Annotated in this window: 26 protein-coding genes and 1 pseudogene; 13 read left to right on the forward strand and 14 right to left on the reverse strand. The window is 67.6% G+C overall.

Annotated features, from left to right (window positions below):
* Positions 1-25: 25 nt before the first annotated feature.
* From fucP to ACLJK8_RS09010, 7 genes are all read left to right on the forward strand, one after another.
* The gene (gene fucP, locus ACLJK8_RS08980) at positions 26-1315 is read left to right on the forward strand and encodes an L-fucose:H+ symporter permease (RefSeq protein ID WP_413149850.1); all 1290 of its coding nucleotides are present in this window, start codon (positions 26-28) and stop codon (positions 1313-1315) included.
* A gap of 715 nt (positions 1316-2030) precedes the next feature.
* On the forward strand, positions 2031-2189 hold the full coding sequence (gene napE, locus ACLJK8_RS08985) for a periplasmic nitrate reductase, NapE protein (RefSeq protein ID WP_413149851.1): 159 nt from the start codon (positions 2031-2033) through the stop codon (positions 2187-2189).
* A 30-nt stretch (positions 2190-2219) separates the two neighbouring features.
* Positions 2220-2516 (forward strand): chaperone NapD, encoded by a 297-nt coding sequence (locus ACLJK8_RS08990; RefSeq protein WP_413149852.1) that lies wholly within the window; start codon positions 2220-2222, stop codon positions 2514-2516.
* Between the two features lie 22 nt (positions 2517-2538).
* Positions 2539-5031: a nitrate reductase catalytic subunit NapA gene (gene napA / locus ACLJK8_RS08995; protein ID WP_413149853.1), complete on the forward strand. Its 2493-nt coding sequence runs from the start codon at positions 2539-2541 to the stop codon at positions 5029-5031.
* An 8-nt stretch (positions 5032-5039) separates the two neighbouring features.
* Positions 5040-5501, forward strand: a complete 462-nt coding sequence (locus ACLJK8_RS09000) for a nitrate reductase cytochrome c-type subunit (RefSeq protein ID WP_413149855.1) — start codon at positions 5040-5042, stop codon at positions 5499-5501.
* The gene (locus ACLJK8_RS09005; RefSeq protein ID WP_413149856.1) at positions 5501-6166 is read left to right on the forward strand and encodes a NapC/NirT family cytochrome c; all 666 of its coding nucleotides are present in this window, start codon (positions 5501-5503) and stop codon (positions 6164-6166) included. Before ACLJK8_RS09000 ends, ACLJK8_RS09005 begins: the two co-directional genes overlap by 1 nt.
* A gap of 259 nt (positions 6167-6425) precedes the next feature.
* Positions 6426-6728 carry a hypothetical protein gene (locus ACLJK8_RS09010; RefSeq protein WP_413149857.1) on the forward strand — a complete coding sequence of 101 codons (303 nt, stop codon included), beginning with the start codon at positions 6426-6428 and terminating at the stop codon, positions 6726-6728.
* Positions 6729-7047: 319 nt separating this feature from the next.
* Here the strand turns inward: ACLJK8_RS09010 and ACLJK8_RS09015 are convergent, their stop codons facing one another.
* From ACLJK8_RS09015 to ACLJK8_RS09035, 5 genes are all read right to left on the reverse strand, one after another.
* A complete protein-coding gene (locus ACLJK8_RS09015) occupies positions 7048-7362 on the reverse strand; it encodes a phosphoribosyl-ATP diphosphatase (RefSeq protein WP_413149859.1) in 315 nt (104 codons plus the stop codon).
* A complete protein-coding gene (gene hisF / locus ACLJK8_RS09020) occupies positions 7359-8123 on the reverse strand; it encodes an imidazole glycerol phosphate synthase subunit HisF (RefSeq protein WP_413149861.1) in 765 nt (254 codons plus the stop codon). The genes ACLJK8_RS09015 and hisF overlap by 4 nt, the downstream gene beginning before the upstream one ends.
* The gene (locus ACLJK8_RS09025; RefSeq protein ID WP_413149862.1) at positions 8123-8743 is read right to left on the reverse strand and encodes a LysE family translocator; all 621 of its coding nucleotides are present in this window, start codon (positions 8741-8743) and stop codon (positions 8123-8125) included. The genes hisF and ACLJK8_RS09025 overlap by 1 nt, the downstream gene beginning before the upstream one ends.
* A gap of 11 nt (positions 8744-8754) precedes the next feature.
* Positions 8755-9474, reverse strand: coding sequence for a 1-(5-phosphoribosyl)-5-[(5-phosphoribosylamino)methylideneamino]imidazole-4-carboxamide isomerase (gene hisA, locus ACLJK8_RS09030; protein ID WP_413149863.1), 720 nt, complete (start codon positions 9472-9474; stop codon positions 8755-8757).
* Positions 9475-9593: 119 nt separating this feature from the next.
* Entirely contained in the window at positions 9594-10286 is a 693-nt protein-coding gene (locus ACLJK8_RS09035; RefSeq protein ID WP_413149865.1) for a M10 family metallopeptidase C-terminal domain-containing protein, read from the reverse strand.
* 237 nt (positions 10287-10523) lie between these two features.
* Here ACLJK8_RS09035 and ACLJK8_RS09040 point away from each other — a divergent pair, with 237 nt between their 5' ends.
* Positions 10524-10922, forward strand: a complete 399-nt coding sequence (locus ACLJK8_RS09040; protein WP_413149866.1) for a DUF2147 domain-containing protein — start codon at positions 10524-10526, stop codon at positions 10920-10922.
* A 9-nt stretch (positions 10923-10931) separates the two neighbouring features.
* Here ACLJK8_RS09040 and hisH read toward each other — a convergent pair whose 3' ends face one another.
* The 6 genes from hisH to ACLJK8_RS09070 form a co-directional block, all read right to left on the reverse strand.
* Positions 10932-11570, reverse strand: a complete 639-nt coding sequence (hisH, locus tag ACLJK8_RS09045) for an imidazole glycerol phosphate synthase subunit HisH (protein ID WP_413149868.1) — start codon at positions 11568-11570, stop codon at positions 10932-10934.
* Positions 11567-12160: an imidazoleglycerol-phosphate dehydratase HisB gene (gene hisB / locus ACLJK8_RS09050; RefSeq protein WP_413149869.1), complete on the reverse strand. Its 594-nt coding sequence runs from the start codon at positions 12158-12160 to the stop codon at positions 11567-11569. Before hisB ends, hisH begins: the two co-directional genes overlap by 4 nt.
* Positions 12161-12279: 119 nt before the next feature.
* Positions 12280-12675: a DUF2237 family protein gene (locus ACLJK8_RS09055; protein ID WP_413149871.1), complete on the reverse strand. Its 396-nt coding sequence runs from the start codon at positions 12673-12675 to the stop codon at positions 12280-12282.
* A 109-nt stretch (positions 12676-12784) separates the two neighbouring features.
* Entirely contained in the window at positions 12785-13888 is a 1104-nt protein-coding gene (locus tag ACLJK8_RS09060; protein WP_413149872.1) for a lipocalin-like domain-containing protein, read from the reverse strand.
* A complete protein-coding gene (locus ACLJK8_RS09065) occupies positions 13878-16271 on the reverse strand; it encodes an FtsX-like permease family protein (RefSeq protein ID WP_413149873.1) in 2394 nt (797 codons plus the stop codon). Before ACLJK8_RS09065 ends, ACLJK8_RS09060 begins: the two co-directional genes overlap by 11 nt.
* Complete coding sequence (locus ACLJK8_RS09070) at positions 16268-17017, reverse strand: ABC transporter ATP-binding protein (RefSeq protein ID WP_413149874.1); 750 nt, start codon at positions 17015-17017, stop codon at positions 16268-16270. Before ACLJK8_RS09070 ends, ACLJK8_RS09065 begins: the two co-directional genes overlap by 4 nt.
* A 213-nt stretch (positions 17018-17230) precedes the next feature.
* Between ACLJK8_RS09070 and ACLJK8_RS09075 the strand changes: the two genes are divergently transcribed.
* The gene (locus ACLJK8_RS09075) at positions 17231-17926 is read left to right on the forward strand and encodes a rhomboid family intramembrane serine protease (RefSeq protein WP_413149875.1); all 696 of its coding nucleotides are present in this window, start codon (positions 17231-17233) and stop codon (positions 17924-17926) included.
* A 9-nt stretch (positions 17927-17935) separates the two neighbouring features.
* On the opposite strand, the pseudogene ACLJK8_RS09080 reads toward ACLJK8_RS09075, so the two are convergent.
* A pseudogene (locus ACLJK8_RS09080) lies at positions 17936-18582 on the reverse strand (IS5 family transposase); the annotation flags it as partial.
* A 113-nt stretch (positions 18583-18695) separates the two neighbouring features.
* Here ACLJK8_RS09080 and ACLJK8_RS09085 point away from each other — a divergent pair.
* From ACLJK8_RS09085 to ACLJK8_RS09100, 4 genes are all read left to right on the forward strand, one after another.
* Positions 18696-18947 (forward strand): GlsB/YeaQ/YmgE family stress response membrane protein, encoded by a 252-nt coding sequence (locus ACLJK8_RS09085; RefSeq protein ID WP_413149876.1) that lies wholly within the window; start codon positions 18696-18698, stop codon positions 18945-18947.
* 4 nt (positions 18948-18951) lie between these two features.
* Positions 18952-19440 (forward strand): VOC family protein, encoded by a 489-nt coding sequence (locus ACLJK8_RS09090; RefSeq protein WP_413149877.1) that lies wholly within the window; start codon positions 18952-18954, stop codon positions 19438-19440.
* Between the two features lie 323 nt (positions 19441-19763).
* On the forward strand, positions 19764-20159 hold the full coding sequence (locus ACLJK8_RS09095; RefSeq protein WP_413149878.1) for a hypothetical protein: 396 nt from the start codon (positions 19764-19766) through the stop codon (positions 20157-20159).
* 265 nt (positions 20160-20424) lie between these two features.
* Complete coding sequence (locus ACLJK8_RS09100) at positions 20425-20745, forward strand: DUF6280 family protein (RefSeq protein ID WP_413149880.1); 321 nt, start codon at positions 20425-20427, stop codon at positions 20743-20745.
* A gap of 82 nt (positions 20746-20827) precedes the next feature.
* Here the strand turns inward: ACLJK8_RS09100 and ACLJK8_RS09105 are convergent, their stop codons facing one another.
* Both ACLJK8_RS09105 and dnaE read right to left on the reverse strand, forming a co-directional pair.
* Positions 20828-22423, reverse strand: a complete 1596-nt coding sequence (locus tag ACLJK8_RS09105; RefSeq protein ID WP_413149882.1) for an AAA family ATPase — start codon at positions 22421-22423, stop codon at positions 20828-20830.
* A 74-nt stretch (positions 22424-22497) separates the two neighbouring features.
* The gene (gene dnaE / locus ACLJK8_RS09110) at positions 22498-25944 is read right to left on the reverse strand and encodes a DNA polymerase III subunit alpha (RefSeq protein ID WP_413149883.1); all 3447 of its coding nucleotides are present in this window, start codon (positions 25942-25944) and stop codon (positions 22498-22500) included.
* Positions 25945-26195: the final 251 nt, after the last annotated feature.

Below are 26195 nucleotides of genomic sequence, written 5' to 3' on the forward strand. Positions count from 1 at the left end.
GACACACCCGAGGGCGGAGAGAAACATGTCCGACAAAGCAAGATACCTGAACGAGGGGATGAAGCTTCCCTTCATCCTTCTGGTCACCTGTTTCGCCGCCTGGGGGATCGCGGCCAACATGACCGATCCTCTGGTGAAGGTCTTTTCCAAGATCTTCTCGATGAGCACGTTGCAGGCGTCTTTCGTCCAGTTCTCCTATTACGGCGCCTATTTCTGCCTCGCCCTGCCGGCGGCCTTCATCAATCGCCGGTTTTCCTACAAGACGGGCGTGCTGGTCGGGCTCGGCTGCGCGATCCTCGGCGCCTTCCTGTTCTATCCGGCGTCGCAGGCGATGACCTTCGGCTTCTTCCTGCTGGCGCTGTTCATGCTCGCCGGAGGGTTGTCGATTCTCGAGACCTCGGCCAATCCCTTCGTGATCGCGATGGGGCCCGAGCATAACGCGACGCGGCGGCTCAATTTCGCGCAGGCGTTCAATCCGGTCGGCACCAACATCGGCGTCTTTCTCGCCGCGACGCTGATCCTGCCGCGGCTCAACCCGGCGAGCGAGGAGGAGCGGGCCGCGATGGCGCCCGAGGCGCTCCAGGCGATCCAGGTGGATGAGCTCAGCGCCGTCATGGTGCCCTATGTCGGCTTCGCCTTCGTGCTGGTCGCGATCTGGATCGCCATCGCGCTCATCCCGATGCCGACCAAGCGCGAGCTGACGCCCGAGGGGCACGAGGTCCATTTCATGGCGACGCTGCGCCGGCTGATGGCCAACCGGCACTACCGCTTCGGTGTGATCGCGCAGTTCTTCAACGTCGCCGCCCAGACCTGCGTCTGGACCTTCACCATCCAGTACGTGATGGAGGCGATCGGCGGCAACGAGGCGCAGGCCGGCTGGTACCTGCAGGCGAGCCTCATGGTCTTTCTCGTCTCGCGCTTCGTGATGGTCTGGCTGATGGGCTATCTGCGCCCGGCGGTGCTCCTGACGCTGATGGCGGTGCTCGGGACGGCGCTCAGCTTCTACGCCATGGCGAGCCCCAACGTCAGCGGCGTCTGGGCGGTGGTGATGATCTCGGCGAGCCTGTCGCTGATGTTCCCGACCATCTACGGCATCGCGCTGCATGGGCTGGGCGACGATACCAAGTTCGGCGCGGCGGGTCTCGTGATGGCCATTCTCGGCGGCGCGCTGATGCCGCTCGTCCATGGCGCGGTGATGGACGCGCAGGGGGCCGCCTTCTCCTATATCGTGCCCGGTCTCTGCTTCCTCGTCGTGGCCGCCTACGGGCTCTTCGATCTGCGCATGGGTGTGCGGCCGCATCGGGAAGCCGCCTGATACCGGGGCCTGCTACCAGCGCGGCGATCTGCGTTCGCTGCAATGCAGCATTGAAGTCATGGCGGTTGTGGTCCTGGGTGGCCGGCTCGATATTCGGGACAAGCCAACCTGGCAGAAAGGAGACCGCTATGCTTGGATACTTTGCGATCTACGGCGGCCAGTTTTCCGAGCTGGTCCGCCGCCAGACGAAACCCCGCCGCTGGTGGCATTACGTCATGCCGCATCAGATCGACGCGATGAACTGAGCCGACCCGCATCATCGGATCGAACCGCGAAGGCCGGGCACCCGCCCGGCCTTCATCCGTTTCGGCGGATGGCCGCCGGAGAGCGGCGGGGCAGGGGTCGGGGACCCGCGGCGTTGACGGGCCGATGGTGGCGATCGCCGGTCGCGAAGCCGATGAGCGACGCATTCCCGTCATGCGCGAGTAACGATCATCGAATAAGCACGGAGCGCGATTCATCGTAGAAATTCTAACCGCGCCGTCTTGCCTCGGTCGCGGGCGGCCGATCTGATCGAGATCAGAATTATTCCATAAAATCAGTATGAAGTACTCCCGAGATGCGCGGTCCAGACGTCCCTTGGGTGTGGGGGGTCTGTCATAGACCTTCTTACGTCCGCTCCCCGGACTGCTCGCGAAACGCCCATTGTGCCTCGACCGAACTCCGGATCGGCGGTACGCTCCCGGCATCACCTTTAGCGCATTGAGACTCAAGGATGAACGAGCACAGCCATATCGCCAGCAAAGCCGAGGAGCGTCTCGCGTTCTTCCTCCTGGCCGTCGTTCTGTTCCCGGTTCTCAGCGTGGCGGTCGTCGGCGGCTTCGGCTTCCTGATCTGGATGTCCCAGCTCGTCCTCGGACCGCCAACGGGTTGAGGAGCGGCCAGCGGGCCGAGGAGCGGAACAATGCCAGCCAACGCGAGCAACGAACTCTCCCGCCGGGGCATTCTCGGGCTCCCGGACGAGTCATTCGGGCACATCTCGAGCCTCATCGTCCGGGCCCACCCGGATCGGATGGAGGCCGTCGCGGCGCGGATCGCCCGCCTCAGCGTCGCCGAGGTGGCGATGACGGACCCGTCCGGCAAGATCATCGTCACCCTTGAAACCCGCGACGAGGACGAGATCGTCGCGGCGATGAACGCGATGCAGCGCTTCGACGGCGTCGTGAACGTCGCGCTCGTCTTCCATCAATCGGACGCCTGAAACTTACCCAAGGAGCCACCCCATGCCCGGGATCAGCCGACGCGACCTCATCAAGGCACAGGCGGTCGCGGCGGCCGCGGTCGCCGCGGGCCTGCCGGTGCCGGCGGCCGCCCAGAACCTCACTACGGACGCGGCGTTGACCGGACTTCGCTGGGCCAAGGCACCCTGCCGGTTCTGCGGCACCGGCTGCTCGGTCATGGTCGCCACCAAGAACGGCCGGGTCGTCGCGACGCACGGCGATGCCGAGGCGGAGGTGAACCGCGGCCTGAACTGCGTTAAGGGCTATTTTCTCTCCAAGATCATGTACGGCCAGGACCGGCTGACCCAGCCGCTGCTCCGGATGCGCGGCGGCGAATATGCGAAGGACGGCGACTTCACGCCGATCAGCTGGGACGAAGCCTTCGACATCATGGCCGAGAAGTGGAAGGCGACGCTGCGTGACAAGGGTCCGCGCGCCGTCGGCATGTTCGGCTCGGGGCAGTGGACGATCTACGAAGGCTATGCCGCGTCGAAACTGATGAAGGCCGGGTTCCGCTCGAACAACCTCGATCCGAACGCCCGGCACTGCATGGCATCGGCGGTGACCGGTTTCATGCGCACCTTCGGCATCGACGAGCCGATGGGCTGCTACGACGACATCGAGGCCGCCGACGCCTTCGTGCTCTGGGGCGCGAACATGGCGGAGATGCATCCGATCCTCTGGACCCGCATCACCGACCGGCGCTTCAGCTATCCGCATGTGAAGGTCGCGGTGCTCTCGACCTTCCGCAACCGCTGCTTCGATCTCGCCGACATCCCGATGATCTTCAAGCCGCAGAGCGACCTCGCCATCCTGAACTATATCGCGAACCACATCATCGAGACGGGTAAGGTCAACGAGGCCTTCGTCACCGATTTCGTCAACTTCAAGCACGGCAACGAGAATATCGGCTACGGCCTCAGGCCCGAGAACCCGCTGGAACAGGCGGCGGAACATGCGAAGGACGCCAACGACGCCCAGCCGATCACCTTCGAGGATTACGCGAAATTCGTCTCCGACTACACGCTCGAACGCGCGGTGGAGATGAGCGGCGTGGAGGCGTCGCGGCTCGAGGAACTGGCGGAACTCTACGCCGATCCGAACGTCAAGGTGATGTCGACCTGGACGATGGGCTTCAACCAGCACACCCGGGGCACCTGGGCGAACAATCTCGTCTACAACATCCATCTGCTGACGGGAAAGATCGCCCATCCCGGCAACTCGCCCTTCTCGCTGACCGGCCAGCCCTCGGCCTGCGGCACCGCGCGCGAGGTCGGGACCTTCGCCCACCGGCTGCCCGCCGATCTCGTGGTGACCAATCCCGAGCATCGCGCCCATGCCGAGGAACTCTGGAAGCTGCCGCCGGGAACGATCCCCGACTGGGTCGGCTCGCACGCCGTGCAGCAGAACCGCGACCTGAAGGACGGCAAGATCAACGTCTACTGGGTGCAGGTGAACAACAACATCCAGGCGGCGGCCAATCTCATGGAGGAGGGGCTGCCCGGCTATCGCAACCCGGATAATTTCATCGTCGTCTCCGACGCCTATCCGACCAATACCTGCCTCGCGGCCGACCTGATCCTGCCCGCCGCGATGTGGGTCGAGAAGGAGGGCGGGTACGGCAATGCCGAGCGGCGCACGCAGCTCTGGCGGCAGATGGTGACCGCGCCGGGCGATGCGAAATCCGATCTCTGGCAGCTCGTCGAGTTCTCGAAGCGCTTCACCGTCGAGGAGGTCTGGCCGCCCGAGCTCATCACGCCGGACTACGCGGGCAAGACCCTCTTCGACGTGCTCTTCGCCAATGGCCAGGTCGATGCCTTCCAGCGCGAGGGCGACGCTCTCGACACCGAGAACATCGAGGCGGACGCCTTCGGCTTCTACATCCAGAAGGGGCTCTTTGAGGAATATGCGAGCTTCGGGCGCGGCCACGGCCACGATCTCGCACCCTTCGATATGTATCATCAGGTCCGGGGTCTGCGCTGGCCGGTGGTGGACGGCCAGGAGACGCGCTGGCGCTTCAACCGCGACACCGATCCCTATGCCGCGGGCGACAAGGCCTACAAGTTCTACGGCCACGCCGACGGCCGCGCGATCATCTTCGCGCTGCCCTACGAGCCGCCGGCCGAGAGTCCCGACGAGGAGTTCCCGTTCTGGCTCGCGACCGGACGGGTGCTGGAACACTGGCATTCCGGCTCGATGACCCAGCGCGTCCCCGAGCTTCACCGCGCCGTGCCCGACGCGCTCTGCTACATGCACCCCGACGACGCCGCGGAGATGAACCTGCGCCGCGGCTCCGCGGTCCGGATCATCTCGCGGCGCGGCGAGATGGAAACACGGGTCGAGACGCGCGGGCGCAACATGCCACCCCGCGGCCTCGTCTTCGTGCCGTGGTTCGACGCGCGGCAGCTCATCAACAAGGTCACGCTCGACGCGACCTGTCCCATCTCCAAGCAGACGGACTTCAAGAAATGCGCCGTCCGCATCGAAGCCGCGTGAGGCCCGTCATGCGCAGGACCCTCTTCATCGCCACGCTCCTAGCCGCCACCACGGCCGCCTTCGCCCAGGACGGCGGCATCGGCGGGCTTCGGCACGGCACGCCTCTCGACGTGGAAGCCACGCCCCCGCCGATCCCCTCGGTGGTCAATTCCGACATTCGCCAGGTCCGGAACTGGCCCGAACAGCCGCCGGTGATCCCGCATCACATCGACAACTACCAGATCGATCTCAACGTCAACAAATGCCTGACCTGCCACAGTCGGACGGCGGTCGAGGTCAGCCAGGCGCCGATGGTCTCGGTCACGCATTTCATGAACCGTGACGGACAGGTTCTCGCCGCCGTCACGCCGCGCCGCTTCTTCTGCACGCAATGCCATGTGCCGCAGGCCGACACGGAGCCGCTGGTCGAGAACACCTTCCAGGACGTCGACGCGGTCATCGGCTCGAGCCCCACATCGGGGACGCCGTGATGTGGCGCTGGATCAAGCGGACCTGGACCATCATCCGCCGGCCGAGCGTGCATTACAGCCTCGGCTTCCTGACGCTGGGCGGGTTCCTGATGGGCATCGTCTTCTGGGGCGGCTTCAACACCGCCCTCGAGATCACCAATACCGAGAAGTTCTGCACCAGTTGCCACGAGATGCGCGACAATGTCTTCGTGGAGCTGAAGCAGACGATCCATTACACCAACCGCTCCGGCGTGCGCGCCTCCTGCCCGGACTGTCACGTGCCGCATGACTGGACGGACAAGATCGCGCGCAAGATGCAGGCCTCCAAGGAGGTCTGGGGCAAGATCTTCGGCACGATCAACACGCGCGAGAAGTTCCTCGAGCACCGGCTGACGCTGGCCGAGCACGAATGGGCGCGGCTCGGGGCGAACGACTCGCTCGAATGCCGCAACTGCCACTCGGCGGATTCCATGGACATCACGCGCCAGAGCCAGCGCGCGGTCGAGGCGCATGAACGCTTCCTCTTCACCGGAGAGCGGACCTGCATCGACTGCCACAAGGGCATCGCCCACCAGCTGCCCGACATGGCACCCCCGCCGGCCGCGGCCATGTCGACGCCCCCGTCGGCGATCCATGCCACGACCGTCGCGGAGGTCGAGGATTATCTGCGTACGGTTCCCGACTGATCCCGCCACCCCCTTCCGCCCCCGCGCTGTCGAGCGGGCTCCGATCCAGCGCAATCAGAAATGGCCGCCCGATCGGGCGGCCATTGGTCCGCTCGCTTTCGGGGATGCGGCAATCAACCAAAGGATGATCCAAGCGGATCCATGCCGGACCCCTCTCATGACGCGCGCGAGGCTGGAACCGGAAGCCGGCTTCCGCGCTTGTGATTTGGGGTCAGCGCCTTATCGGTTCGCGCGAGGCCCCGTCATTGGAGGATACGCTATGTCACGATGGTTCGCCGCCACCTGCCTCGGTCTCGCCGGGGCGTTCGTCCTGTCGGGCTGCGATACGGAAGCGGGCCGGCAGGCGCAGAGCCTGGCACGCAACATGGGCAGCGACAGTTGTGGCGCGGTCAGGAACCAGAACCTCGTGGGGCGAACCACGGAGCTTCTCAATGTGACCGAACTGCCGCGGAACACCCGCGTCGTTCCCGTCGGATCCTCGGCGGGACCGATCGGCGACGAGCGCCGCATGACGGTGATCATCGGTTCCGGCAACGTGGTCACGCGCGTCTACTGCGGCTGAGCGGACGGGGAATGCGGTCGGGGCCGACACACCCGCCCGGCCCGCTCCGCCGGGAACGACGACGGCGCTCCCCGAAGAGCGGACCTCGTGCCCGCGTGGCTGTGCGCCGGACCCACAATCCACGCTCCACGCTCCACGGCCGCCCGCGCCGCGCTGGCGTCGTTCGCGGAGATCAAGGCCGACCGCGCTGTCGCGCAAAAGCATGTACGGCGTTGCCGGATCATCTCTTTGAGAGACGGATCTGGCCCCTCGATGAGCTGAGAGGAGAGGGCCGGATGATGCCGCCGAAGGCCGGGCGCGTCCGCGCGGCCTGTCCGGCCTACGGCCGCGCGGCCTTCTCCGCGATGCCCGAGACGCCCTCGCGCCGTTCGAGTTCCGTCAGCACCTCCGTCCATTCGACCCCGCCGGCGCGGAGCATGACGAGGAGGTGGTAGAGCACATCCGCCGCCTCGTAGGTGAGGTTGGTCCGATCGCGCTCCGCCGCCGCGATGATCGCCTCCACCGCTTCCTCGCCGAACTTCTCCGCGCATTTGCCCACGCCCTTGGAGAGCAGCTTCGCGGTATGCGAGGTCGAGGGATCGGCCTCGGCGCGCGCCGCGATCGTGGCGGCCAGGCGGGCGAGAACGTCGCTCATGAGACCGGCCTCACGGGGATGCCGGCGGCGGCCATCGCGGCCTTGGCCTCGCCGATCGAATAGGTCCCGAAGTGGAAGATCGAGGCCGCGAGCACCGCGGAGGCATGGCCCTCGGTCACGCCTTCAATCAGATGGTCGAGCGTGCCGACGCCGCCCGAGGCGATGACCGGGATCGGGACCGCGTCGGCGACGGCTCGGGTCAGGGCGAGGTTGTATCCCGCCTTGGTCCCGTCGCGATCCATCGAGGTCAGGAGGATCTCCCCCGCGCCCCGCGCCGCCATGTCGCGCGCGAAGGCGACCGCGTCGATGCCGGTGCGGCGCGTGCCGCCATGGGTGAAGATCTCCCACTTGCCCTCGGCGACGGTCTTGGCGTCGATCGCGACGACGATGCATTGCGCGCCGAACCTGGTCGCGCTCGCATTGACCACATCCGGATTGGCCACGGCGGCGGTGTTGAAGCTTACCTTGTCGGCGCCCGCGAGCAGAAGGGCGCGCACATCCTCGGGCGTGCGCACGCCGCCGCCGACGGTCAGCGGCATGAAGCATTGCTCCGCCGTGCGCGAGGCGAGGTCGAGCAGCGTGCCCCGGTTCTCCTGGCTCGCGGCGATATCGAGAAAGCAGAGCTCGTCCGCGCCCGCCGCGTCATAGGCGCGCGCCGCCTCCACCGGATCGCCGGCGTCGATCAGATCTACGAAATTGACGCCCTTGACGACGCGGCCCTCGCGCACGTCGAGGCAGGGGATGATCCGCGTCTTCAGCATCACGCCGCCCGCATGGTGACGGCGGCGGTGCCGGCGGCGATCAGCGCGGCGCCGCCGGCGCGGTTGACGGCGCGGATCGCGCGCTCGCTCGACGCGAGCCTCCGCGCGCGGGAGGCGAGGATCGCGTAGCCGAAGGCATTCGCGAAGGCGAGCGTCACGAAGGTCGCCTCGAAGACGGCCATCTGCGGCCAGAAGGGACGCGAAGGATCGAGAAACTGCGGCAGGAAAGCGACGAAGAACACGATCGACTTCGGATTGAGCGTCGTCACCAGCCAGGCATGACCGAGCATCCGCGCGGCCCCACCGGCGTCGGTCCGCGCCTTCGTGTCGAGCTTCGTCCCGGCGCGCCAGAGCTTGACTCCGAGCCATATGAGATAGGCCGCGCCGATCCATTTGAGCAGCGTGAAGAGCGTCGCGGAGCTTGCGAGCAGGGCGCCGACGCCGAGCATCGAGAGCGTCATCGCCGTGAGATCGCCGAGCGCCACGCCGGTCGCGACCGGCGCCGCGACCTTCCAGCCGCGGCCGAGCGCATAGGAGACGACGAGCAGGATCGTCGGCCCCGGGATCACGAGCAGGACCGCCGAGGCGGCGACGAAGGCGAGCCAGGTTTCGAAGGTCATCTCTCTCCTCCTCAGGCGTCGAGCAGCCGGATCGCCTCGCCGAGGTCGATCCTGCCCTCGTAGAGCGCGCGTCCGGAAATCGCGCCGTCGAGGATGTCGAGCGCCTTCAGCGCACGCAAGTCCTCGATCGAGGAAACGCCGCCAGAGGCGATCACCGGGATCGAGACCGCGCGGGCGAGCGCCTCGGTGGCGGGGACGTTCGGCCCTTCCATCGCGCCGTCGCGGTCGATGTCGGTATAGATGATCGCGGCCACGCCCGCGTCCTCGAAGCGGCGGGCGAGGTCGATGGCCTCCAGTTCGGTTTCCTCGGCCCAGCCCTGCACCGCGACCTTGCCGCCGCGCGCGTCGATCCCGACCGCGATCTGGCCGGGGCAGGCGGCGGCGGCCTCGCGCACGAGATCGGGGTCGCGCACCGCGACCGTGCCGAGGATCACCCGGGCGATGCCGCGGCCGAGCCACATGTCTATCGTTGACCGGTCGCGGATGCCGCCGCCGAGCTGCGCCGGCACATCGGTCGCGGCGAGGATCGCCTCGACGGCGGCGGCGTTGACCGGATGGCCCTCGAAGGCGCCGTTGAGATCGACCAGATGCAGCCAGCGGCACCCGGCCTCGACGAAGGCGCGCGCCTGCGCGGCCGGGTCCTCGCCGAAGACCGTCGCCGCCTCCATGTCGCCGCGCAGGAGCCGGACGCAGCGGCCATCCTTGAGGTCAATCGCGGGGTAGAGGATCATCGCGGCGCTCCCGTATCGGTCGCGCCCCTCGTAGCCCGCGCCGCGGCGGAATGCAAAAGGGCTTGGAGCCACGAGTGATCCGAGAGCCGGGGTTCCCTCCGCGTTGGATCAGAGGGGGGTCAGAGCAGCAGGTCGTCCGCCTCAGGCATATGCGCGCGGCCGAGGCGGAGCGCGAAATCAGCGACGCCGTCGCCGGTGACATCTGCCTCCAGCGCGCGCCCGGTCCAGCGAAGCTCGCCCGCCATTCCGGAGAAACCCGCTCCGGCGATGAAGTCGAAGGCCTGATCCCCCATGACGCCGTGCTCCGCGTCTATGCCGCGAAGGTCGATCATGTCCCGGCCGGAGCGGAAATCCGTGATCCGGTCCGGGTTGTCCGCCACCGAGTCGCTGAGCGCGGTGAAGCGGAAGACATCGGCTCCGCCGCCGCCGGTCATGACATCCGCGCCGCGCCCGCCGGTGACGCGGTCGTCGCCGGCGAAGCCGAGGAGCCGGTCGTCGCCGCGCGCGCCGATGATGCGGTCGTCGTCCGAAAGCAGTTCGCGGGCGAAGGCGGCGCCGGTCTTGCCGGTCAGGAGAACGGGAGCAAGGCCGATCTCCTCGACCCGAACGACCAGCGCGTCGCCGCGGGTGAGCTCACCCTGCTCGAGCGGAACCGCCGTCGCGAGTTTGGGCCGGTAGGCCGCCAGCGCGCCGGTGAGCGTCAGGGCCGTCGCGCCGCTGACGAGACTCAATCCGCCGCCGGGGCGCGTCTCGGGAACGGCGGCCGGCAGGTCGCGGATGTCGAAGGTTTCGAGGAAGGTCAGTCTGGCCATCGGGCGCTCCGTCGATCTCGTCCGGCGGATTGGGACCCGTCATGCTTGACACCGGTTATGCTTGACACCGGCCTAACGGCGGCGCCCGCGCGGCGATGTTTCGCCGATGCGATCTTGTGCGACGTTGACGAACGGCCACCAAGGGATAGGGTTCGGCGTCAAGAGAGGGAGACCATGATCAGGCGATTCTTGTCCGCCCCGCCCGTGCCGTCGTCGTCTGTCCTGGCGGCGTCCCTGTTGGCCGCGCTGCCCATCCTGACTCTGGCCATCCTGACCCTGGCCGTCCTGCTGCCACTGCCGGCGCCGGCGCAGGCGGAATCGCCCGTCGGCCTCTGGCGAACCGAGGCGGTCGGCAAGACGGGCGCGTTTCTCGACGTGCGCATCGCGCCCTGCGGCGACGCGCTCTGCGGCACCGTCGAGGCGACGCACAACACCAAGCGCACGGATCTCGTGGGCCAGACGCTGATGACCGGGATGATCCCGGATGATCAGGGAAGCTGGGGCTCCGGAACCATCGTCGCGCCGGACAACGGCAAGAACTACGCCGGGTCGATGTGGCTCGAGGGCGGGGATCTGAAGGTCCGGGGCTGCGTCACACTGCTGTGCCGCTCCCAGGTCTGGACCCGCGTGAACTGACGGTCCTGATCAGGGCGTCCAGCGCAGGAAATTGGCGATCAGGCGCAAACCCGTGGTCTGGCTCTTCTCCGGATGGAACTGCGTGCCGGCGACATTGCCCTTCGCGATCATCGCGGTGACCGGCCCGCCGTGATCGACCCGGGCCAGCAGGGTGGCCGGATCGTCGGGCACGAAGTGGTAGGAATGCACGAAATAGGCGTGATCCCCGGTCGCGATCCCGTCGAGAAGCGGATGCGCGGCCGCGATCTCCAGCGCGTTCCAGCCCATGTGCGGGATCTTGCAGGCGGGATCTTCGGGTGACAGCCGCGCCACCTCGCCGCCGATCCAGTCGAAGCCCGGCGTGTCCTGGAACTCGCGACCCCAGGTCGCGAGCATCTGCATGCCGACGCAGATGCCGAGGAAGGGCGCGCCCTCGTCGCGCACGCGGCGCGCGACCGCGTCGAAAAGCCCGTCGCGCGCGAGCAGCCCCGCGCGGCAATCGGCGAAGGCGCCGACGCCCGGCAGCACGATCCGCTCCGCCCGCGCGACCGCCTCGGGGTCCGAGGTGACGAGGATCGGCCCGGCGCCGGTCTCGGCCGCGACGCGCTGGAAGCTCTTGGCGGCCGAGTGCAGGTTGCCGCTCTGGTAGTCGATGATCGCGGTCGTCATGCCGAAAGCGTGCCCTTGGTCGAGGGAATGGCACCGCTCGCCCGCGGGTCGGGCTCGACCGCCTCGCGAAGCGCGCGGGCGACGGCCTTGAAGGCCGCCTCGGCGATATGATGGCTGTTGGCGCCATCGAGCCTGGCCACATTGAGCGTGATCCCGCCGTTCATCGCGAAGGCGGTGAAGAATTCGCGCACAAGCTGCGTGTCGAAGGCGCCGATCTTCTCGGTCGGGAAATCGACGTTCCAGACGAGGAACGGCCGGCCGGAGAGGTCGAGCGCGGCGCGCACCAGCGCCTCGTCCATCGCGAGATGGCAGGAGCCGTAGCGGCGGATGCCGCGCTTGTCGCCGAGCGCCTCGGCCAATGCGCGGCCGAGCGCGATGCCGACATCCTCGACCGTGTGGTGATCGTCGATGTGCAGATCGCCCTTCGCGCGCACGTGCAGGTCGATGAGCGCGTGCCGCGCCAGCTGGTCGAGCATGTGGTCGAAGAAGCCCACGCCGGTCGCGCAGTCATGCTTGCCCTCGCCGTCCAGATTGATCCGGACCGTGAGGCTGGTCTCGGTGGTTTCGCGGCTGATCTCGGCCGTGCGCATGGCTGTCCTCGCTCGGGGTTCTCGCGGGCGCTTATAGCCGCGCGGGCGAGGGGTTCCAAGCGGCGCCGGGCGGGGTCCAGGTGTTCCCCGGTCCGGTGTCGGCGGTCAGGTATTCGCCGTCAGGTATTCCGGGCCGGGATCGGCATCGCATTGGCGAGCAGGGCTTCCATCGGAACGTGGCGCAGCGTCGCGCGATGGGTGCTCGTCAGGATGACCTTCGGCGCGACCCCGGCCTTCCACGCCTCCTTCCAGCGCTCCGCGCAGAGGCACCAGCGATCGCCGGGTCGGAGGCCCGGAAAACCGAACTCGGGACGCGGCGTCGAGAGGTCGTTGCCGCGCGACCGGGAGAAGCCGAGAAACTCCTCCGTCACGCGAACGCAGACGGTGTGCGCGCCGCGATCCTCGGCGCCGGTGTCGCAGCAGCCGTTGCGGTAGAATCCCGTGATCGGGTCGAAGGCGCAGGGTTTGAGCGGGCCCCCCAGGACGTTGATGCTCTCTTCGATCGTCTCGTGCATTCGAGCTCCTCCCGGCGTCATGTTGGCCCCATCTCCCGCCGCTGTCCATGCCGGGCGGCCGTGCGGGGCGCCCATGCTGCCAGTTCTCGCCGCGTGGTCCTGCGGGGCGTCAGCGGTAACCCGTCATCTCCAGGTAGCCGCGGCCCGCGGCGCCGCCGTCGAGCAGGATCGGGCCCTCCCAGTAGGGATAGACCGTGCCCATCCAGGCGGCGGGGTTGAGTGCCTCGGCGATGGTATCGAGGCCGAATCGGGGCACTTCAACGCGCCAGCGGGTCGGCAGGCGGCGGTCGGCGACGCGGGTCTCGTTGAGGGGCGTGAGCGCGATCTCGTCGCGGGCGAGCGGGGTCGGCGTTCCGTCGGGCGCGATCCAGGTGCCGCTCAGGAAGGGTGCCGCGGTGTCGGAGCGGAGCGCGAAGAGCATCACCCGCGCGCCCGAAGCCAGCGACAACGCGAACCAGTCCCAGCCGCGCTGGTCCGGGGCGAGCGCCTGGCTCGACCATTCGCGGTCGAGCCAGGCGGTGCCGGTGACGGGAATTGTGTCGGGGCCGAGGTGGATCGTTCCGGTGACGGTGTAGAACGGCTGGCTGTAGTAGTAGGAGGCCTGTCCGGCCTCCGATTTGACGCTGAAGCCGCCCTCGCCCTGCGGCACCGGCGGCGGGACGGCGCGGGCGCGGAGATCATAGGAGAAGTCGCGGCCCTGGGCCTCGATCGAGATTTCGGCCAGCGTGTCGGCCTCGCCGACCGGATCGGCGCCCCGGATCGACCAGTCGTCGATATAGGCCGCGAAGGGCGCGGCCACGACGCCGGCCTGGCCGATGCCGCCGCGGGCGAAGGTCTCAGCGAAGACGTGCGTCTCCTCGGTCGTCACCGCGGCATGCGCCATCCAGACCGCGTTGCTGCCCCAGCCCGAGGTCTCCGGCCCGGGCGACAGGCCCTGGCGGAACAGGGTCCATTGCGCGCCGAGTTCCTCGCCGTCCGGGCCGGTGAGATTGGCCGTCAGGTACCACCATTCGATCCGGAATCCGGGATGCGCGCCGTGATCGCGCGGGAAGGACAGGGCGGCGGGGGCGGTGACCGGAATATAATCGGCGGCGTCCCGTCCGAGACCGGCGAACCCCTGCGCGGCGGCCGCCTGGGTGATCACGGCCTGGGTGGTCACGGCCTGGGTCATCACGGGGAGGAGAAGGCCGAGAAGCAGTGCCTTAGCGTTCATCGCTGAACCTCCGGATGAGATCGGCCGGCGCCGCGCGGGCGAGGCGGAGCGCGGGCCAGAGCGCGGCGAGTGCTCCCGTCGCGAGCGCGAGGCCGAAGAGCCGCGCCCAGTCGAGCGGGAAGACGAGGAGCGGCAGCCGCCAGCCGAAGGCGCGCGGGTTGATGATCTCCGTCAGTACCGTCGCGACCGCGAGCCCGAGCGGCAGCGCCGCGAGCGCGGTGAGACCCGCGAGCGCCACCGCCTGCCCGAGTTCGATCGCCGCGAGCCGCCGCCGCGTGAGACCGAGCGCCCAGAGCGGCGCCAGCTGGCCGAGCCGCTGCTCCGCGAGCGTGAGCAGTCCGGTGAGGAGCGCGATCCCGGCGACGATCAGCGTCAGCGCGTTGAGCGCGAGCGTCACCGCGAAGGTCTTGTCGAAGACCCGCGCGGCGGAGGCGCGCAGCCCGGTCCGGTCGGTCACGTCGAGATCGCCCCGCGCGCGGAGTTTGGCGACGAGCGCGGGAACCGCCTCCGCTTCAGCGCGGATCGCGAGGCGGCGCGCGCCCTGGCCGGGCCAGCGGGCCGTGACCTCCGGAAGCGGAGCCAGCACCTGAGCCTCGGGGTTGCCGTAGTCCGAATAGACCGCCGCGACGCGGGTCTGCCAGAGGCCGGTGGCGGTCGGGATCGCGATCGGATCGCCTGGCGCGAGACTGGCGCGGCGGGAAAGCTGCTCGTTCACCATCACGCCCTCGCCGCGCGCCACCCGGTCCCAGGGGGCATCGAGCGTCGCGAGCAGCGGCCAGCCGTCGCGGTAGAGCGCATCGTCGGTGAAGGCGTAGATCTCGAGCGGCGCGCCGGCGACCCGGCTCCGCGCCGCGCCGATCGGAAGGAGCGCGGTCACGCCGGGGGCGGCGGCGAGCGATGCCTCGACGCTCTCGCGTGTCGCCGCGTCCGGCGCGGAGAGGTAGATCTCGGCCCCGAGCCGCTGGTCGAGCCAGCCGAGGAAGGTGGCGCGAAAGCTCTCGACCATCGTGCCGACCCCGACATTGACGCCGAGCGCGAGCAGGAGCGCCATGAGCGCGAGCGAGAGCCCGCCGAGCCGCTGGCGGCCGTCGGCGAGGAGCCATTGCGCCACTGGCCCTTTCGCCCGCCGGCCGAGCCAGGCGAGGGTGATCGCGACCAGCCCCGGCAGCAGCAGCGCCGCGCCGAGCAGGAGCGCTCCCATCAGCGCGAAACCCGCGAGCAGCGAGTCGCCGAGAGCGAGCAGGGCCAGCGCGCCAAGCCCGAGCAGCAGCGCCGCGCCGGCCTGCCAGGCGAGCCGCCGTCTGAGCGCGCCGTGCCAGGCTTCGGGCCGCGCGGCGGCGAGCGGGCCGAGGCGGAAGGCGCGCCACAGGCTGTCGCCCGCGGCGGCCAGCGCGCCGAGAACCGCGATGCCGAGCCCGGCCAGCCACCAGCCGGGTTCGAGTGTCAGCTCTCCCGGGACATGCGCGCCGTAGAGCCCGTTCAGCGAGGTCGCGACATCCGGGAGCAGCGCCGCCGCCATGAGATACCCGCCGACCATCCCCGCCGCGCCACCGACGAGCGCCAGCGCGAGGATCTCCATGAGGAGCGCGACGGCCAGATCCCGCGCGGGAACGCCGAGCGCGCGCAAGGTCCGGAGCATGGGCCTGCGCCGCTCGAAGGCGAGGCCGATCGCCGCGTAGACGATGATGAGCCCGACGAGAAAGCTCAGGAACCCGAAGGCGGTCAGGTTCAGGTGAAAGCTGTCGGTCAGGCGGGCCAGATCGTCCCCTTCGCCCTCCACGACGGCCAGCCGGTCGACGAATGCCGGCGGTATCGCGACTCCCTCCGGCGCGAGCAGGTAGGACACGGCTTCGGGCAGCCCGAGCAGTTCCGCCGCCCGTCCGATGTCGAGCAGCAGCGTGCCGGGCGGAACCGTGTCGGAGGCGATGAGGGGAGGTACGCCGGGCACACCTGCCAACTCGGCCACCGTCGCCGGCGCGGCGAAGGCCCGGCCCGGCGACAGCACGAAGGCGGGCAGGTCGGCCGCGTCCTCCCCGATCGGCGCGGCGCCCCGGGGCAGGCTCAGCGGCTCGACGCCGACGAGGCGGAAGGCCTGACCGCCCGGGCGCCAGTCGCCTTCCAGCACCGGCGAAACGCGAAGCCCCGCCCGGCGCAACGCGACGTAATCGACGAGCGGAAAGCGCTGGCCGTCCAGCGCCTCGATCCGCTGCCCGCCCGAGACGAGTTCCGCCGCCTGGGCGTAGCTCCGCCGCGCCTCGGCGTTCAGCGCCTGCACCCCGCTCCAGAGCGCGGTGGCGACCATGAGGCCGACCAGCAGCGTGACGAGCTCCAGCGGGTGGCGCCGCCAGTAGCTCATGAGCGCCGCGGCGACCGCCCGGGTCATGCGACCGGCTCCCGCGCGGTCGGCCGCTTGCCGGCCGCTTCCGTCGCCGTCCCGCCACGGTCGGCCGTCCGGGCACCGGGATCGGTTCCGCCGGCGTCGATCCTTCCGGCGCGCAGATGCGCGCGCGTGTCGAGCCGCGCCGCGAGCCTTTCGCTGTGCGTGACCATCATGAGCGCCGCGCCGCTCTCAGTGACGAGGCCGAGCAGGAGATCGAGCACGGCGTCGCCCGTGGCCTCGTCGAGATTGCCGGTCGGCTCGTCGGCGAGGATGAGCCGCGGCCGGCCCGCCAGCGCCCGGCCGATCGCGACGCGCTGCTGCTGGCCGCCCGAGAGCTGCTCGGGGTAGCGGTCGAGGAGCGGGGCGAGACCGAGCCGGTCCGCGAGTTCCGCCAGCCATCCGGGGTCGAGCCTCCCCGCGAGCCGGGCCTGAAGGGCGAGATTCGCCGCGACATCGAGGCTCGGGATCAGGTTGAACTGCTGGAAGACGATGCCGACGGTCTCGCGCCTCAGCCGCGCCCGGCCGCGATCGTCGAGCCCGGTCACCTCGGCCTCCGCGATGGTGATCCGTCCCGCATCGGCCCTTTCGAGCCCGCCGACGAGATGCAGGAGCGTGCTCTTGCCGCTGCCCGATTCGCCGGTCAGCGCGAGGCTCTCCCCGGCGGCGAGATCGAGCGAGAGGCCCCGGAGCACGGCGAGCGGTCCCTGGGCGGTCGGGAATGTCTTGGCGAGGTCGCGTAGCTTGAGCATGGGGCTCTACCTAGCACGGCGGAGGGGGGGAGCCATGTGATCCGCGTCAAGCCCGCGGCCGGTTTTGCGAAACCCTTCGTGAACGCGGGAATTCGGGGTTGCCGCGGCGGGCCGGGACGGCCAGCATGCCGCCGATCCGCGCGGGGCCTCGGGGTCCACCCCGGTTCGCGAAGGCCGGGCGGGGGCGCCCGCGCCAAGCTCAGGAAAGCGCCGATGACGATCGCTCCGACCGAGCCCTACACGCCGCTGCCGCGCGGCCTCATCATCCTCGTCGCGGTCATCGCGGCGCTGGAACTCCTGCTGTCCGCCTCCGACGCGGGCCTGATCGCCGATCCGACGCTTCGCGCGCGGTTCCTGCAGACCGGCGCCTTCTGGACGCAGCTCCTGCGCGGGACCGAGCCGATCTTCGCGGCCCAGCCCGTCACGATGTTCCTGAGCCATGCCCTGCTGCACGGCGGTTTCGCGCATATGCTCATGAACATGGTGATGCTGCTGGCGCTCGGCCGCTTCGTCTCGGACCGATACGGGCCGGGCGTCATCCTGCCGCTCTTCCTCGTCGGCGCGGTGGCGGGCGGCGGGGTCTACGGACTGCTCTCCTCCGGCGGGGCGCCGATGGTCGGCGCATCCGGGGCCGATTTCGCCTTCATCGGCGTCTGGACGGTCTGGGACCTGCGCCGGCATCGCGCCGCGGGCGTTCCGGCGAGCCCGGTGTGGCGCCGGGTCGCCGCGCTCGTTGTCCTCAACGTCGTGATGTACTTCTGGCTCGACGGCATGCTCGCCTGGCAGGCGCATCTCGGCGGCTTCATCGCCGGCTGCGCCTACGGCGCGGTCCTGGAAGCGCGTGCGTCCGCCGAGGCTTTGCGCGCGCGCGCCGCCGCCCGCAGGGCACGGAACGGTGGCGCGGACTAGGGTGCGGACTCATATCTCTGCGAGCCAGATGCGGACAGCGGCGAGCTTGAGAGCGGCGAGGTAGTTCTCGGGGTTTCGGTCGTATCGGGTGGCCAGACCGCGGAATTGCTTGACCTGGTTGAAGAAGCGCTCGACCAGATTTCTCTGCCGGTAGACCCATGTCGAGAAGGCGAAGCTGCCCTTGCGGATGATGCGCGGCGGGATGTTCGCCCACGCACCGCGTTCGGCAGCGAGGTCGCGGATGGCGTTGGTGTCGTAGGCACGGTCGGCGATCAGGGTGGTGCCGGGCGCGAGATCCTTGAGTAGTGTCGTGGCGACGGGCGCGTCGCCGGCCTGGCCGGGGGTCAGTTCCAGCCGGACCGGCCGTCCGTCGGCGTCGACGAGCGCGTGGATCTTGGTGGTCAGCCCGCCCCGGGAGCGTCCCATGCAACCATCCCCGGCGTCGGCACCCCCCTTTTGACGGCGGCGCCGTGCTGGTGGACCCGTACGCAGGAGCTGTCGATCATCACGATGTCGCCGTCGTAGGCGGCCGACACCGCCGCGAGCAGGCGATCCCACACCCCGGCGGCCCGCCAACGCACGAAGCGATTGTAGAGCGTCGTCCGCGGACCGTAGCGCTCCGGCACATCCCGCCACGGCGCGCCGGTCCGGAGCCGGGGCGGGTCCGAAGCGGGTCGGGCACGAATTTCGCGATCCGATGGAGCCAGTTCGCGTCCCGCGCGTTGAGGGAGGCACGCGCCGTTTTGTCTGGCGCAGGAGGGAGAGAAGTATGGAAGGATTTGGCTGGATCAGTTTCCTGATCATCGGGCTGATCGCGGGATGGATCGCCGAGAAGGTGATGAAGCGCAGCGACGGGCTTCTGACGAACCTGATCGTCGGCGTGATCGGCGCCTATCTCGGCGCGTTCCTGTTCAGCCTGCTCGGCCTCGGGGCCAGCGGGTTCATCGGCGCGGTGGTGGTGGCGACGATCGGCGCGATCGCACTGCTCCTGATCGTCGGCCTCGTCCGGCGCAAGACCTGAGCCCATGGCGGCCGCCGAGACACCACCCGGCGCGCCGTCCGAAAAGGGGGAGGCGTCCGCGGCCCGGTCCGGGCACGCGGCGCCTCCCTCGGCGATTCTGGAGACCGCGCTCTACGCCGAGGATCTCGACGCCGCCGAGGCCTTCTACGGCGGCGTGATCGGCCTGCCCGTCGTGATCCGCGTTCCCGGTCGGCACGTCTTTTTCCGCCTCGGCGCCCGGACGCTCGCCGGGATGCTCCTCGTCTTCGATCCCCGCGCCACCGCGCGCCCGCCCCGGTCGGGGCCCCCGGTTCCGCCGCATGGCGCGCACGGGCCCGGGCACATGTGCTTCGCGGCCACGCGCGACGAACTCGACGCCTGGGCCGCGCACCTCCCCGCCGCCGGCGTCGCGATCGAGGCGGATTTCCTCTGGCCGAACGGCGCCCGGTCGATCTATGTCCGCGACCCCGCCGGCAACTCGATCGAATTCGCCGAACCGCGGCTCTGGGAATAGACGCCCCCGCTGCCGCGGGAATGGACGCCCGCCCGCGTCCACGCGCCAGTCTCCCCCGGTCCCGACCTCGATCCCGACCCCCGATCCAGACACGGCTCGCGCCTTGCGATGGACTCATCGCAAGTCGAGTTCTATGATGGCGTGAGTATCGGCCATCACTGGCCACTAATCCGACAGCAAGGAATCGAGATACCTCGCGGGACCGCGGGCGTTAACGATCAATTGAGAGTGTCAGGCCCCGATCTTAATCCGATCAATTCCTGATCTCTGACCGATCCCGCGCCGCTAACGCCGAAAGGTTCTCCCAGATTGGTTTGCGAGTAATGAACGAACTGCCTAATCGTAGTTTCATCATTTCCGAGGTGGCTCAGGTCGCGGTCGTCAATGATCAGTATGGCAGGATAGATCTTGCCACCGAGGACGGCGATCTCATCTCGCTCGACCTGACTGTTCGGACGCTCGCTCCCGTCATCATGGCGCTGTTCTCGGCCAGTAGCGCGTTGCAGGAGCGGCGTTACGCCGCGACGCGGGAGCGGTCCGTGCTCGCCCTGCCGGTGCGCGATGCCGCGAGCGCGGCGGTTCCGGTGGGGCAGGAGCGGCATATCGTCCTCTCGTTCCAGCTCGCCAACGACGCTATTTTCCGATTCTCGATGCCGCGGGCGGCGGCGGCGCGACTCAGTCGCTCGCTGTCCGAGGTGGTCGGGGCGGGGCTCAACTAGCTTTCCGCGGGTGGCCGGAGGGTCGCGCGCCGGAGCTTTTGAGCCGTGTCCGGCCGTCGCACCGGATAGCGACGGGAATATGAATGTTTCGCTTTGGCGCCGGTTGATCGTAGTTGATCCGCGCGGTGGGCGGTCTATATGTGCCCTACCACGGACGCCTATATGATTGACGCATGACTGCCATGTGATAATGGCACTCCCCAAACGTCGCACAATCGTCATAGTGCGCCAGATTTCGACGGACTGAGGAAGAAGGATAAGCGTAATGTTCGATTACGTGGATCGGGTCGCACTGACGAATGACCAGGGGGCGCGCGCTCAGAAGCTGTTCGCCGCGGTCGTGCTCGCGGCGCTGGATGACGCGATCGCCGATGACAAGAAGTATGGCAACGGCGCCGAGGTGATCGCCCGCTGGGCACGCTCGCGCGACGGCCGCGAGGTGCTGATGTGCGCGGGGATCGACCCGAACGAGCGCTGCGTGAACGGCATGATGGAATTCGTCCGCCGCGGCGTGCGGACCTCCGTGGCGCTCAGCCGCGAGGAAAGCGAGCGCCAGGCGCACCGCAACGAGGCCGAGGCGGCCTGAGCCCGCCGGGATCGGGCGGCTCCGACATTCGAGCCAGCCATTCGAGAAGGGGCACCGGCGACGGTGCCCCTCTTGATTCCGTCTACCGGCCAAATATGTCCGTCTTTAGCTCATCGTATACCGACATACCCGGCTTTATCAGTGGGGCGAGCGTGTCACGCGCGAATGACGCTGGATCGTTCCCCAACTGGCCTGTGCTGAGGATACGCTTGATTTTCTGATGTATCGTTCCCGCAGCCTTCTTGACGTCATCAGCCATGTTGCCCCTCGAAACGCTATCGGCGATTGCCTGCTCCTTTTCGGCCAGGACGGATGGGATCTCGGCCGATTTCCCAAGCGAGTTGCAAAGCGCGGTCAGCACCTCGTCATCCCACAGATAGGACTCGAGGTGCCGTCGGCCGAGCACGGTGATCCCTTTCTCATTGAAGTCGGCCACATCAGTTGAAGTGTGGTCGTCCAAATCGATAAGACGTTTGATCTTCATGCCATTCGCTATCTTCGGCAGCGCGGCTGCGATTCCGAGGAAATCGCCAGAGACCTCTCTTGAATTGCCTGCGGAGATGAAGGTGGTATCGGGAAACTCATCCGCGAAGATGGTCGTGTAGACGCGGGCGTCGTGCTCGGCATTCTTCCCTGGGACTTGACCCGCCGGATTGCCTTCGCAGATTACAACTTCGGATGGGGCTACTAGGAAAGCAAGATCATCGAGCGCAACATGCAGCACGTTAGCCCAGAACGCTCTCGTCGGCTTGGTCGGCTCGATCACCGTCGCCTGATCGAAATCGCGATCACCGAAGTCCAAAAAAACCACCGAGTTTGGATCCTTGTCATACAACTCCCGAGCCTTCCGCAGCATGCCGATTGAATGCGAAGCGATCCACAGCTGAGACTCGTCGGGTATGAGTTCCAAGAGTTCCTCCAAAAGGGCACCTTGGGTCCTCGTGTTCATGTGTAATTCGGGCTCGTCGATACAATAAATCGCGTCTTTGTAAGTGCGGCGTTTAATTACGAGATCCGTAATGAGATCGAAAGCTGCCTTCTCACCGCCCGATAGATTCTTGTAATCAAATTTCGAAATTTTACCTTTACTGAATTGAAATGTGCCGTTCTCTAAAGGATTTCCGATGCCCAGAAAATTTAAATCGGAAAAAAGTCGCAGAATCGGCTTCCGAATGTCTCCGACAATTCGTTCCCGAAATTCTGCAATTGTCAAATTGGGTAATTCATTGACAAAAACGTCCTCGAGAGTTTGTGCGGCGATCCGTTGGTAGTTCATAGAAGCCTCGGCGTCTTGATCAATCAATCTGCTGAGATTGAAGCTTTGGATAATGTCTCTCTGTTTCGAAAGAGAATCGATTTGAAAATCTGCTTCGTGACGGTGAGCGCCGCGAATGTAAAAACTTCCTGCCAATAATTGGATCGATCCATGGGTGAGTATCTGAATTCGTTTATAGAAATCTATATCCTGATTTTCATTATTATTATAATATTCTCGATCTTCTCGATAGCTGAGTAGATTATCTGCGCGATATTTTAAGAGAAAAGCATCAAAAAGTGATGACTTCCCGGATCCATTCGGTCCGGAGAGAATCACAAGCTTTGCAGAGCATGGAATATTTTTTATTTCTAGATCGACAAATCTTCGAAAATTATTTACTTTTATGCGTGAAATTTTCATGCAAGAAATTCCAAATTTAGGGTCGTTTGGCTGACTTCGAGTGGATTTGGATTTGAGATTCCATTTCGAAACCCTCAAAACTCCTCCACCATCACCACGCCCGAAACCGACTTCACCGCGCCGATCACCTGCGGCGAGACCGGGTACGCCTCTTTCAGCGACAGCACCGTTTCGCCGGGCAGGTCGGGGGCCAGGACGACGATCTCGACCGGGCCGCGCCGGGCGCCGCCGTCCTTGGCTATGGCGGTGAGGCGGGTGGCGAGCGATGGGGCGGCGGATGCGTCGTTCACGAAGATGCGGATGCCGGCGGGGGCGGCGCCGGCGACGGCCAGGTCCACCGGTTGCGCGGCGCGGGCGAGGAGTTTCATCTCGTCGCCGTCGGTCTCCGCCTCCACGGTCAGGACCACGTTGGCGCCGGGTTCCAGGTGGTCGCGCGCCGCCTCCAGCACGTCGGAGAAGACCGTGACCTCGTAGAGCCCGGACGGGTCGGAGAGGCGGACGAAGGCGAAGCGGTTGCCGCGGGCGGACTTGCGTTCCTCCTTGGCCGAGACCGAGCCCGCGATCCGGGCGCTCACCGCCCGCTGCTCGCGCGCGCGGCGCAGGAGTTCGGCGTAGGTGAGCACACCCTGCCGCTTCAGGGCGCCCGCGTAGTCGTCGAGCGGGTGACCCGAGAGGTAGAAGCCGATCGCGAGCAGTTCCTGCGTCAGCCGCTCGACCGGCGTCCAGTCGTCCGGGTTCGGCAGCCGGGGCGCGGGCAGGCTGTCCGTCGCCTCGCCGAAGAGGCTGACCTGCGCCGAGGCGCGCTCCTCATGCGCGCTGGCGGATTGGGCGACGAGGGCTTCGAGGCTCTCGAAGACCTTGCGCCGGTTCGAATCGAGCCCGTCGAGCGCGCCCGCCCGCGCCAGCATTTCGAGCGCCCGCTTGCCGATCCGCTTGAGATCCACCCGCGCGGCGAAGTCGAAGAGGCCGGTGAAGGTGCCGCCCGCCGCCCGCGCCTCGGTGATAAGCCGCATCGCCTCGACGCCCACGTTCTTGAGCGCGCCGAGCCCGTAGACGATCTCGCCGTCCTTCACGGTGAAGGTCGCCTCCGAGCGGTTGACGCAGGGCGGCACGATGCCGATGCCGAGCCGGTCCACCTCCTGCTTGTAGGCCCCGAGCTTGTCGGTCAGGTGGATGTCGCAGTTCATCACGGCGGCCATGAACTCGACCGGGTGGTTCGCCTTGAGCCAGGCCGTCTGGTAGCTCACCACGGCATAGGCGGCGGCGTGGGACTTGTTGAAACCGTAGTTGGCGAACTTGTCGAGCAGGTTCCAGACTTCCTCGGCCTTCGCCTTGGAAACGCCGTTCTTCGCCGCGCCGTCGAGGAAGAGCGGCTTCTGCGCGTCCATCTCGGCCTGGATCTTCTTGCCCATGGCACGGCGGAGCAGGTCGGCGCCGCCGAGCGAATAGCCCGCCATCTTGCGGGCGATTTCCATCACCTGTTCCTGGTAGACGATGATGCCTTGCGTCTCGTCGAGGATGCCGTCGATCGAAGGGTGCAGGTTGTCGCGCTTCTCGCGCCCGTTCTTGACGTTGCAGAACTTCGGGATGTTCTCCATCGGCCCGGGCCGGTAGAGGGCCACGAGGGCGATGATGTCCTCGATGCAGGTCGGCTTGAGTTGGCGCAGCGCGTCGCGCATGCCCGAGCTTTCCACCTGGAAGATCGCGACCGACTGCGCGGAGGCGTAAAGCTCGTAGGTCTTCTGGTCGTCGATCGGGATCGCCGAGATATCGATCTCGACGCCGCGCGCCTTCAGGAGATCGAGCGCGTTCTGGATGACGGTGAGCGTCTTGAGGCCAAGGAAGTCGAATTTGACGAGGCCCGCGTCCTCGACCCATTTCATGTTGAACTGCGTCGCCGGCATGTCTGAGCGCGGATCGCGGTAGAGCGGCACGAGTTCCACGAGCGGCCGGTCGCCGATCACCACGCCCGCCGCGTGGGTTGAGGCGTTGCGGAGCAGTCCCTCGACCTGCTGCGCGATGTCGAGCAGCCGCGACACCCGCGGCTCCTTGCGCGCTTCCTCGCGGAGTCGCGGTTCCTCGGCCAGTGCCTTCTCGACGGAGACTGGTTTCACGCCTTCGACCGGGATCAGCTTAGAGAGCCGGTCCACCTGGCCGTAGGGCATCTGCAGCACGCGGCCGACGTCGCGGACGGCCGCCTTGGAGAGCAGGGCGCCGAAGGTGATGATCTGCGCCACGCGGTCGCGGCCGTAACGCTCCTGCACATAGGCGATGACCTCCTCGCGCCGGTCCATGCAGAAGTCGATGTCGAAATCCGGCATCGAGATGCGCTCGGGGTTCAGGAACCGCTCGAAGAGCAGCCCGTACCGCAATGGATCGAGGTCGGTAATCGTCAGAGCATAGGCGACGAGCGAGCCCGCGCCCGAGCCGCGGCCCGGGCCGACCGGGATCGAGTGCTCCTTCGCCCATTTGATGAAATCGGCGACGATGAGAAAGTAGCCGGGGAAGCCCATGCCCTCGATGACGCCAAGCTCGAATTCGAGCCGGGCCTCGTACTCCGCGACGCTCGCGGAATGCGGGATGACGGCGAGACGGGCGGCGAGCCCCTCGCGCGCCTGCCGGCGGAGTTCCTCGACCTCGTCCTCGGCGAACCGCGGCAGGATCGGCTTGCGTTTCTTCGGGCGGAAGGCGCAGCGGCGGGCGATCTCGACGGTGTTCTCCACCGCCTCGGGCAGATCGGCGAAGAGCGCGACCATTTCGTCCTGGGTCTTGAAATGGTGCTCCGGCGTCAGCCGCCGTCTCGGCGCCTGCTGATCGACATAGGCGCCCTCCGCGATGCAGAGAAGCGCGTCATGCGCGGGGTACATCTTCGGGGCGGGGAAATGCACGTCGTTGGTTGCGACCTGCGGCAGGTCGAGTTCATAGGCGAGTTCAACCAGCGCGGGTTCGGTCGCGGCCTCGGCGAGCGTGCGCGGCGCGCCGTTCTCGGGATGACGCTCGATCTCGACATAGAGCCGGTCGGGGAAGAGGCCCCGGAGCCGCGTCAGAAGGTCGCGCGCGCGGCCGGGCTGACCGTCGCGGATCAGCTGCCCGACCGCGCCCTCGGCGCCTCCGGTGAGGCAGATCAGCCCCTCGGCATGGGCTTCGAGCGCGCCGATCGGGACATGCGGTTCGGTGCCCACCGCGTCGAGATAGTTGATCGAGGAGAGCCGGAGCAGGTTCAGGAATCCCGCCTCGTTCTGGGCGAGCAGGACGATCGGGCGGGGCGGCGGCGCCTTCTCGCCGGGGCCGACCCGCGCATGTGCGAGCGCGATCTGGCAGCCCATGATCGGCTGGATGCCCTCCTTCGCCAGTACGCTGGAAAACTCCTGCGCCGCGAAGAGATTGCCGGTGTCGGTCAAGGCCACGGCGGGCATTCCCGCGTCGCGGCAAAGCTTCGGCAGCTTCTTCACCTGGATCGCGCCCTCGAGCAGCGAATAGGCGGAGTGGAGGCGGAGGTGGATGAATCGCGGCTCGGTCATGGACCGATCTCTAACCCGGCGGCCGGGCCGGGCCAAGCGGCGGCGCGGCCGCCCCTCGGTGGCGCGGGATTGCACAGTTCGCGCGGCCGCGGGCCCGTCAACCGCGCATTGACGCGGCAGTTAACGAAACGTTGCGTGTCGCTCTTGCGCGGCGCCGGGTTCCATGCCTGATATCGGGTCGAAACGACGGATGGAGAGCCCATGCGTGCCCGCGCCACTCATCCCCGCGCAATTGATCGCGTGACCGGCGA

The sequence above is a fragment of the Amaricoccus sp. W119 genome, assembly GCF_047275745.1.
Lineage (GTDB): Bacteria > Pseudomonadota > Alphaproteobacteria > Rhodobacterales > Rhodobacteraceae > Amaricoccus.

What these genes read in the sequence shown, in the direction of transcription:
- fucP (WP_413149850.1), top strand. Translation starts at nt 26, where the DNA reads ATGTCCGACAAAGCAAGATACCTGAACGAGGGGATGAAGCTTCCCTTC.
- ACLJK8_RS09005 (WP_413149856.1), top strand. Translation starts at nt 5,501, where the DNA reads ATGTGGCGCTGGATCAAGCGGACCTGGACCATCATCCGCCGGCCGAGC.
- ACLJK8_RS09000 (WP_413149855.1), top strand. Translation starts at nt 5,040, where the DNA reads ATGCGCAGGACCCTCTTCATCGCCACGCTCCTAGCCGCCACCACGGCC.
- ACLJK8_RS09070 (WP_413149874.1), bottom strand. Translation starts at nt 17,017, where the DNA reads ATGCTCAAGCTACGCGACCTCGCCAAGACATTCCCGACCGCCCAGGGA.
- ACLJK8_RS09035 (WP_413149865.1), bottom strand. Translation starts at nt 10,286, where the DNA reads ATGGCCAGACTGACCTTCCTCGAAACCTTCGACATCCGCGACCTGCCG.
- ACLJK8_RS09100 (WP_413149880.1), top strand. Translation starts at nt 20,425, where the DNA reads ATGTTCGATTACGTGGATCGGGTCGCACTGACGAATGACCAGGGGGCG.
- ACLJK8_RS09065 (WP_413149873.1), bottom strand. Translation starts at nt 16,271, where the DNA reads ATGACCCGGGCGGTCGCCGCGGCGCTCATGAGCTACTGGCGGCGCCAC.
- ACLJK8_RS09025 (WP_413149862.1), bottom strand. Translation starts at nt 8,743, where the DNA reads ATGACCTTCGAAACCTGGCTCGCCTTCGTCGCCGCCTCGGCGGTCCTG.
- ACLJK8_RS08990 (WP_413149852.1), top strand. Translation starts at nt 2,220, where the DNA reads ATGCCAGCCAACGCGAGCAACGAACTCTCCCGCCGGGGCATTCTCGGG.
- ACLJK8_RS09095 (WP_413149878.1), top strand. Translation starts at nt 19,764, where the DNA reads ATGAACGAACTGCCTAATCGTAGTTTCATCATTTCCGAGGTGGCTCAG.
- ACLJK8_RS09055 (WP_413149871.1), bottom strand. Translation starts at nt 12,675, where the DNA reads ATGCACGAGACGATCGAAGAGAGCATCAACGTCCTGGGGGGCCCGCTC.
- hisF (WP_413149861.1), bottom strand. Translation starts at nt 8,123, where the DNA reads ATGCTGAAGACGCGGATCATCCCCTGCCTCGACGTGCGCGAGGGCCGC.
- hisA (WP_413149863.1), bottom strand. Translation starts at nt 9,474, where the DNA reads ATGATCCTCTACCCCGCGATTGACCTCAAGGATGGCCGCTGCGTCCGG.
- ACLJK8_RS09085 (WP_413149876.1), top strand. Translation starts at nt 18,696, where the DNA reads ATGGAAGGATTTGGCTGGATCAGTTTCCTGATCATCGGGCTGATCGCG.
- napA (WP_413149853.1), top strand. Translation starts at nt 2,539, where the DNA reads ATGCCCGGGATCAGCCGACGCGACCTCATCAAGGCACAGGCGGTCGCG.
- ACLJK8_RS09105 (WP_413149882.1), bottom strand. Translation starts at nt 22,423, where the DNA reads ATGAAAATTTCACGCATAAAAGTAAATAATTTTCGAAGATTTGTCGAT.
- ACLJK8_RS09010 (WP_413149857.1), top strand. Translation starts at nt 6,426, where the DNA reads ATGTCACGATGGTTCGCCGCCACCTGCCTCGGTCTCGCCGGGGCGTTC.
- dnaE (WP_413149883.1), bottom strand. Translation starts at nt 25,944, where the DNA reads ATGACCGAGCCGCGATTCATCCACCTCCGCCTCCACTCCGCCTATTCG.
- napE (WP_413149851.1), top strand. Translation starts at nt 2,031, where the DNA reads ATGAACGAGCACAGCCATATCGCCAGCAAAGCCGAGGAGCGTCTCGCG.
- ACLJK8_RS09060 (WP_413149872.1), bottom strand. Translation starts at nt 13,888, where the DNA reads ATGAACGCTAAGGCACTGCTTCTCGGCCTTCTCCTCCCCGTGATGACC.
- ACLJK8_RS09015 (WP_413149859.1), bottom strand. Translation starts at nt 7,362, where the DNA reads ATGAGCGACGTTCTCGCCCGCCTGGCCGCCACGATCGCGGCGCGCGCC.
- ACLJK8_RS09090 (WP_413149877.1), top strand. Translation starts at nt 18,952, where the DNA reads ATGGCGGCCGCCGAGACACCACCCGGCGCGCCGTCCGAAAAGGGGGAG.
- hisB (WP_413149869.1), bottom strand. Translation starts at nt 12,160, where the DNA reads ATGCGCACGGCCGAGATCAGCCGCGAAACCACCGAGACCAGCCTCACG.
- hisH (WP_413149868.1), bottom strand. Translation starts at nt 11,570, where the DNA reads ATGACGACCGCGATCATCGACTACCAGAGCGGCAACCTGCACTCGGCC.
- ACLJK8_RS09075 (WP_413149875.1), top strand. Translation starts at nt 17,231, where the DNA reads ATGACGATCGCTCCGACCGAGCCCTACACGCCGCTGCCGCGCGGCCTC.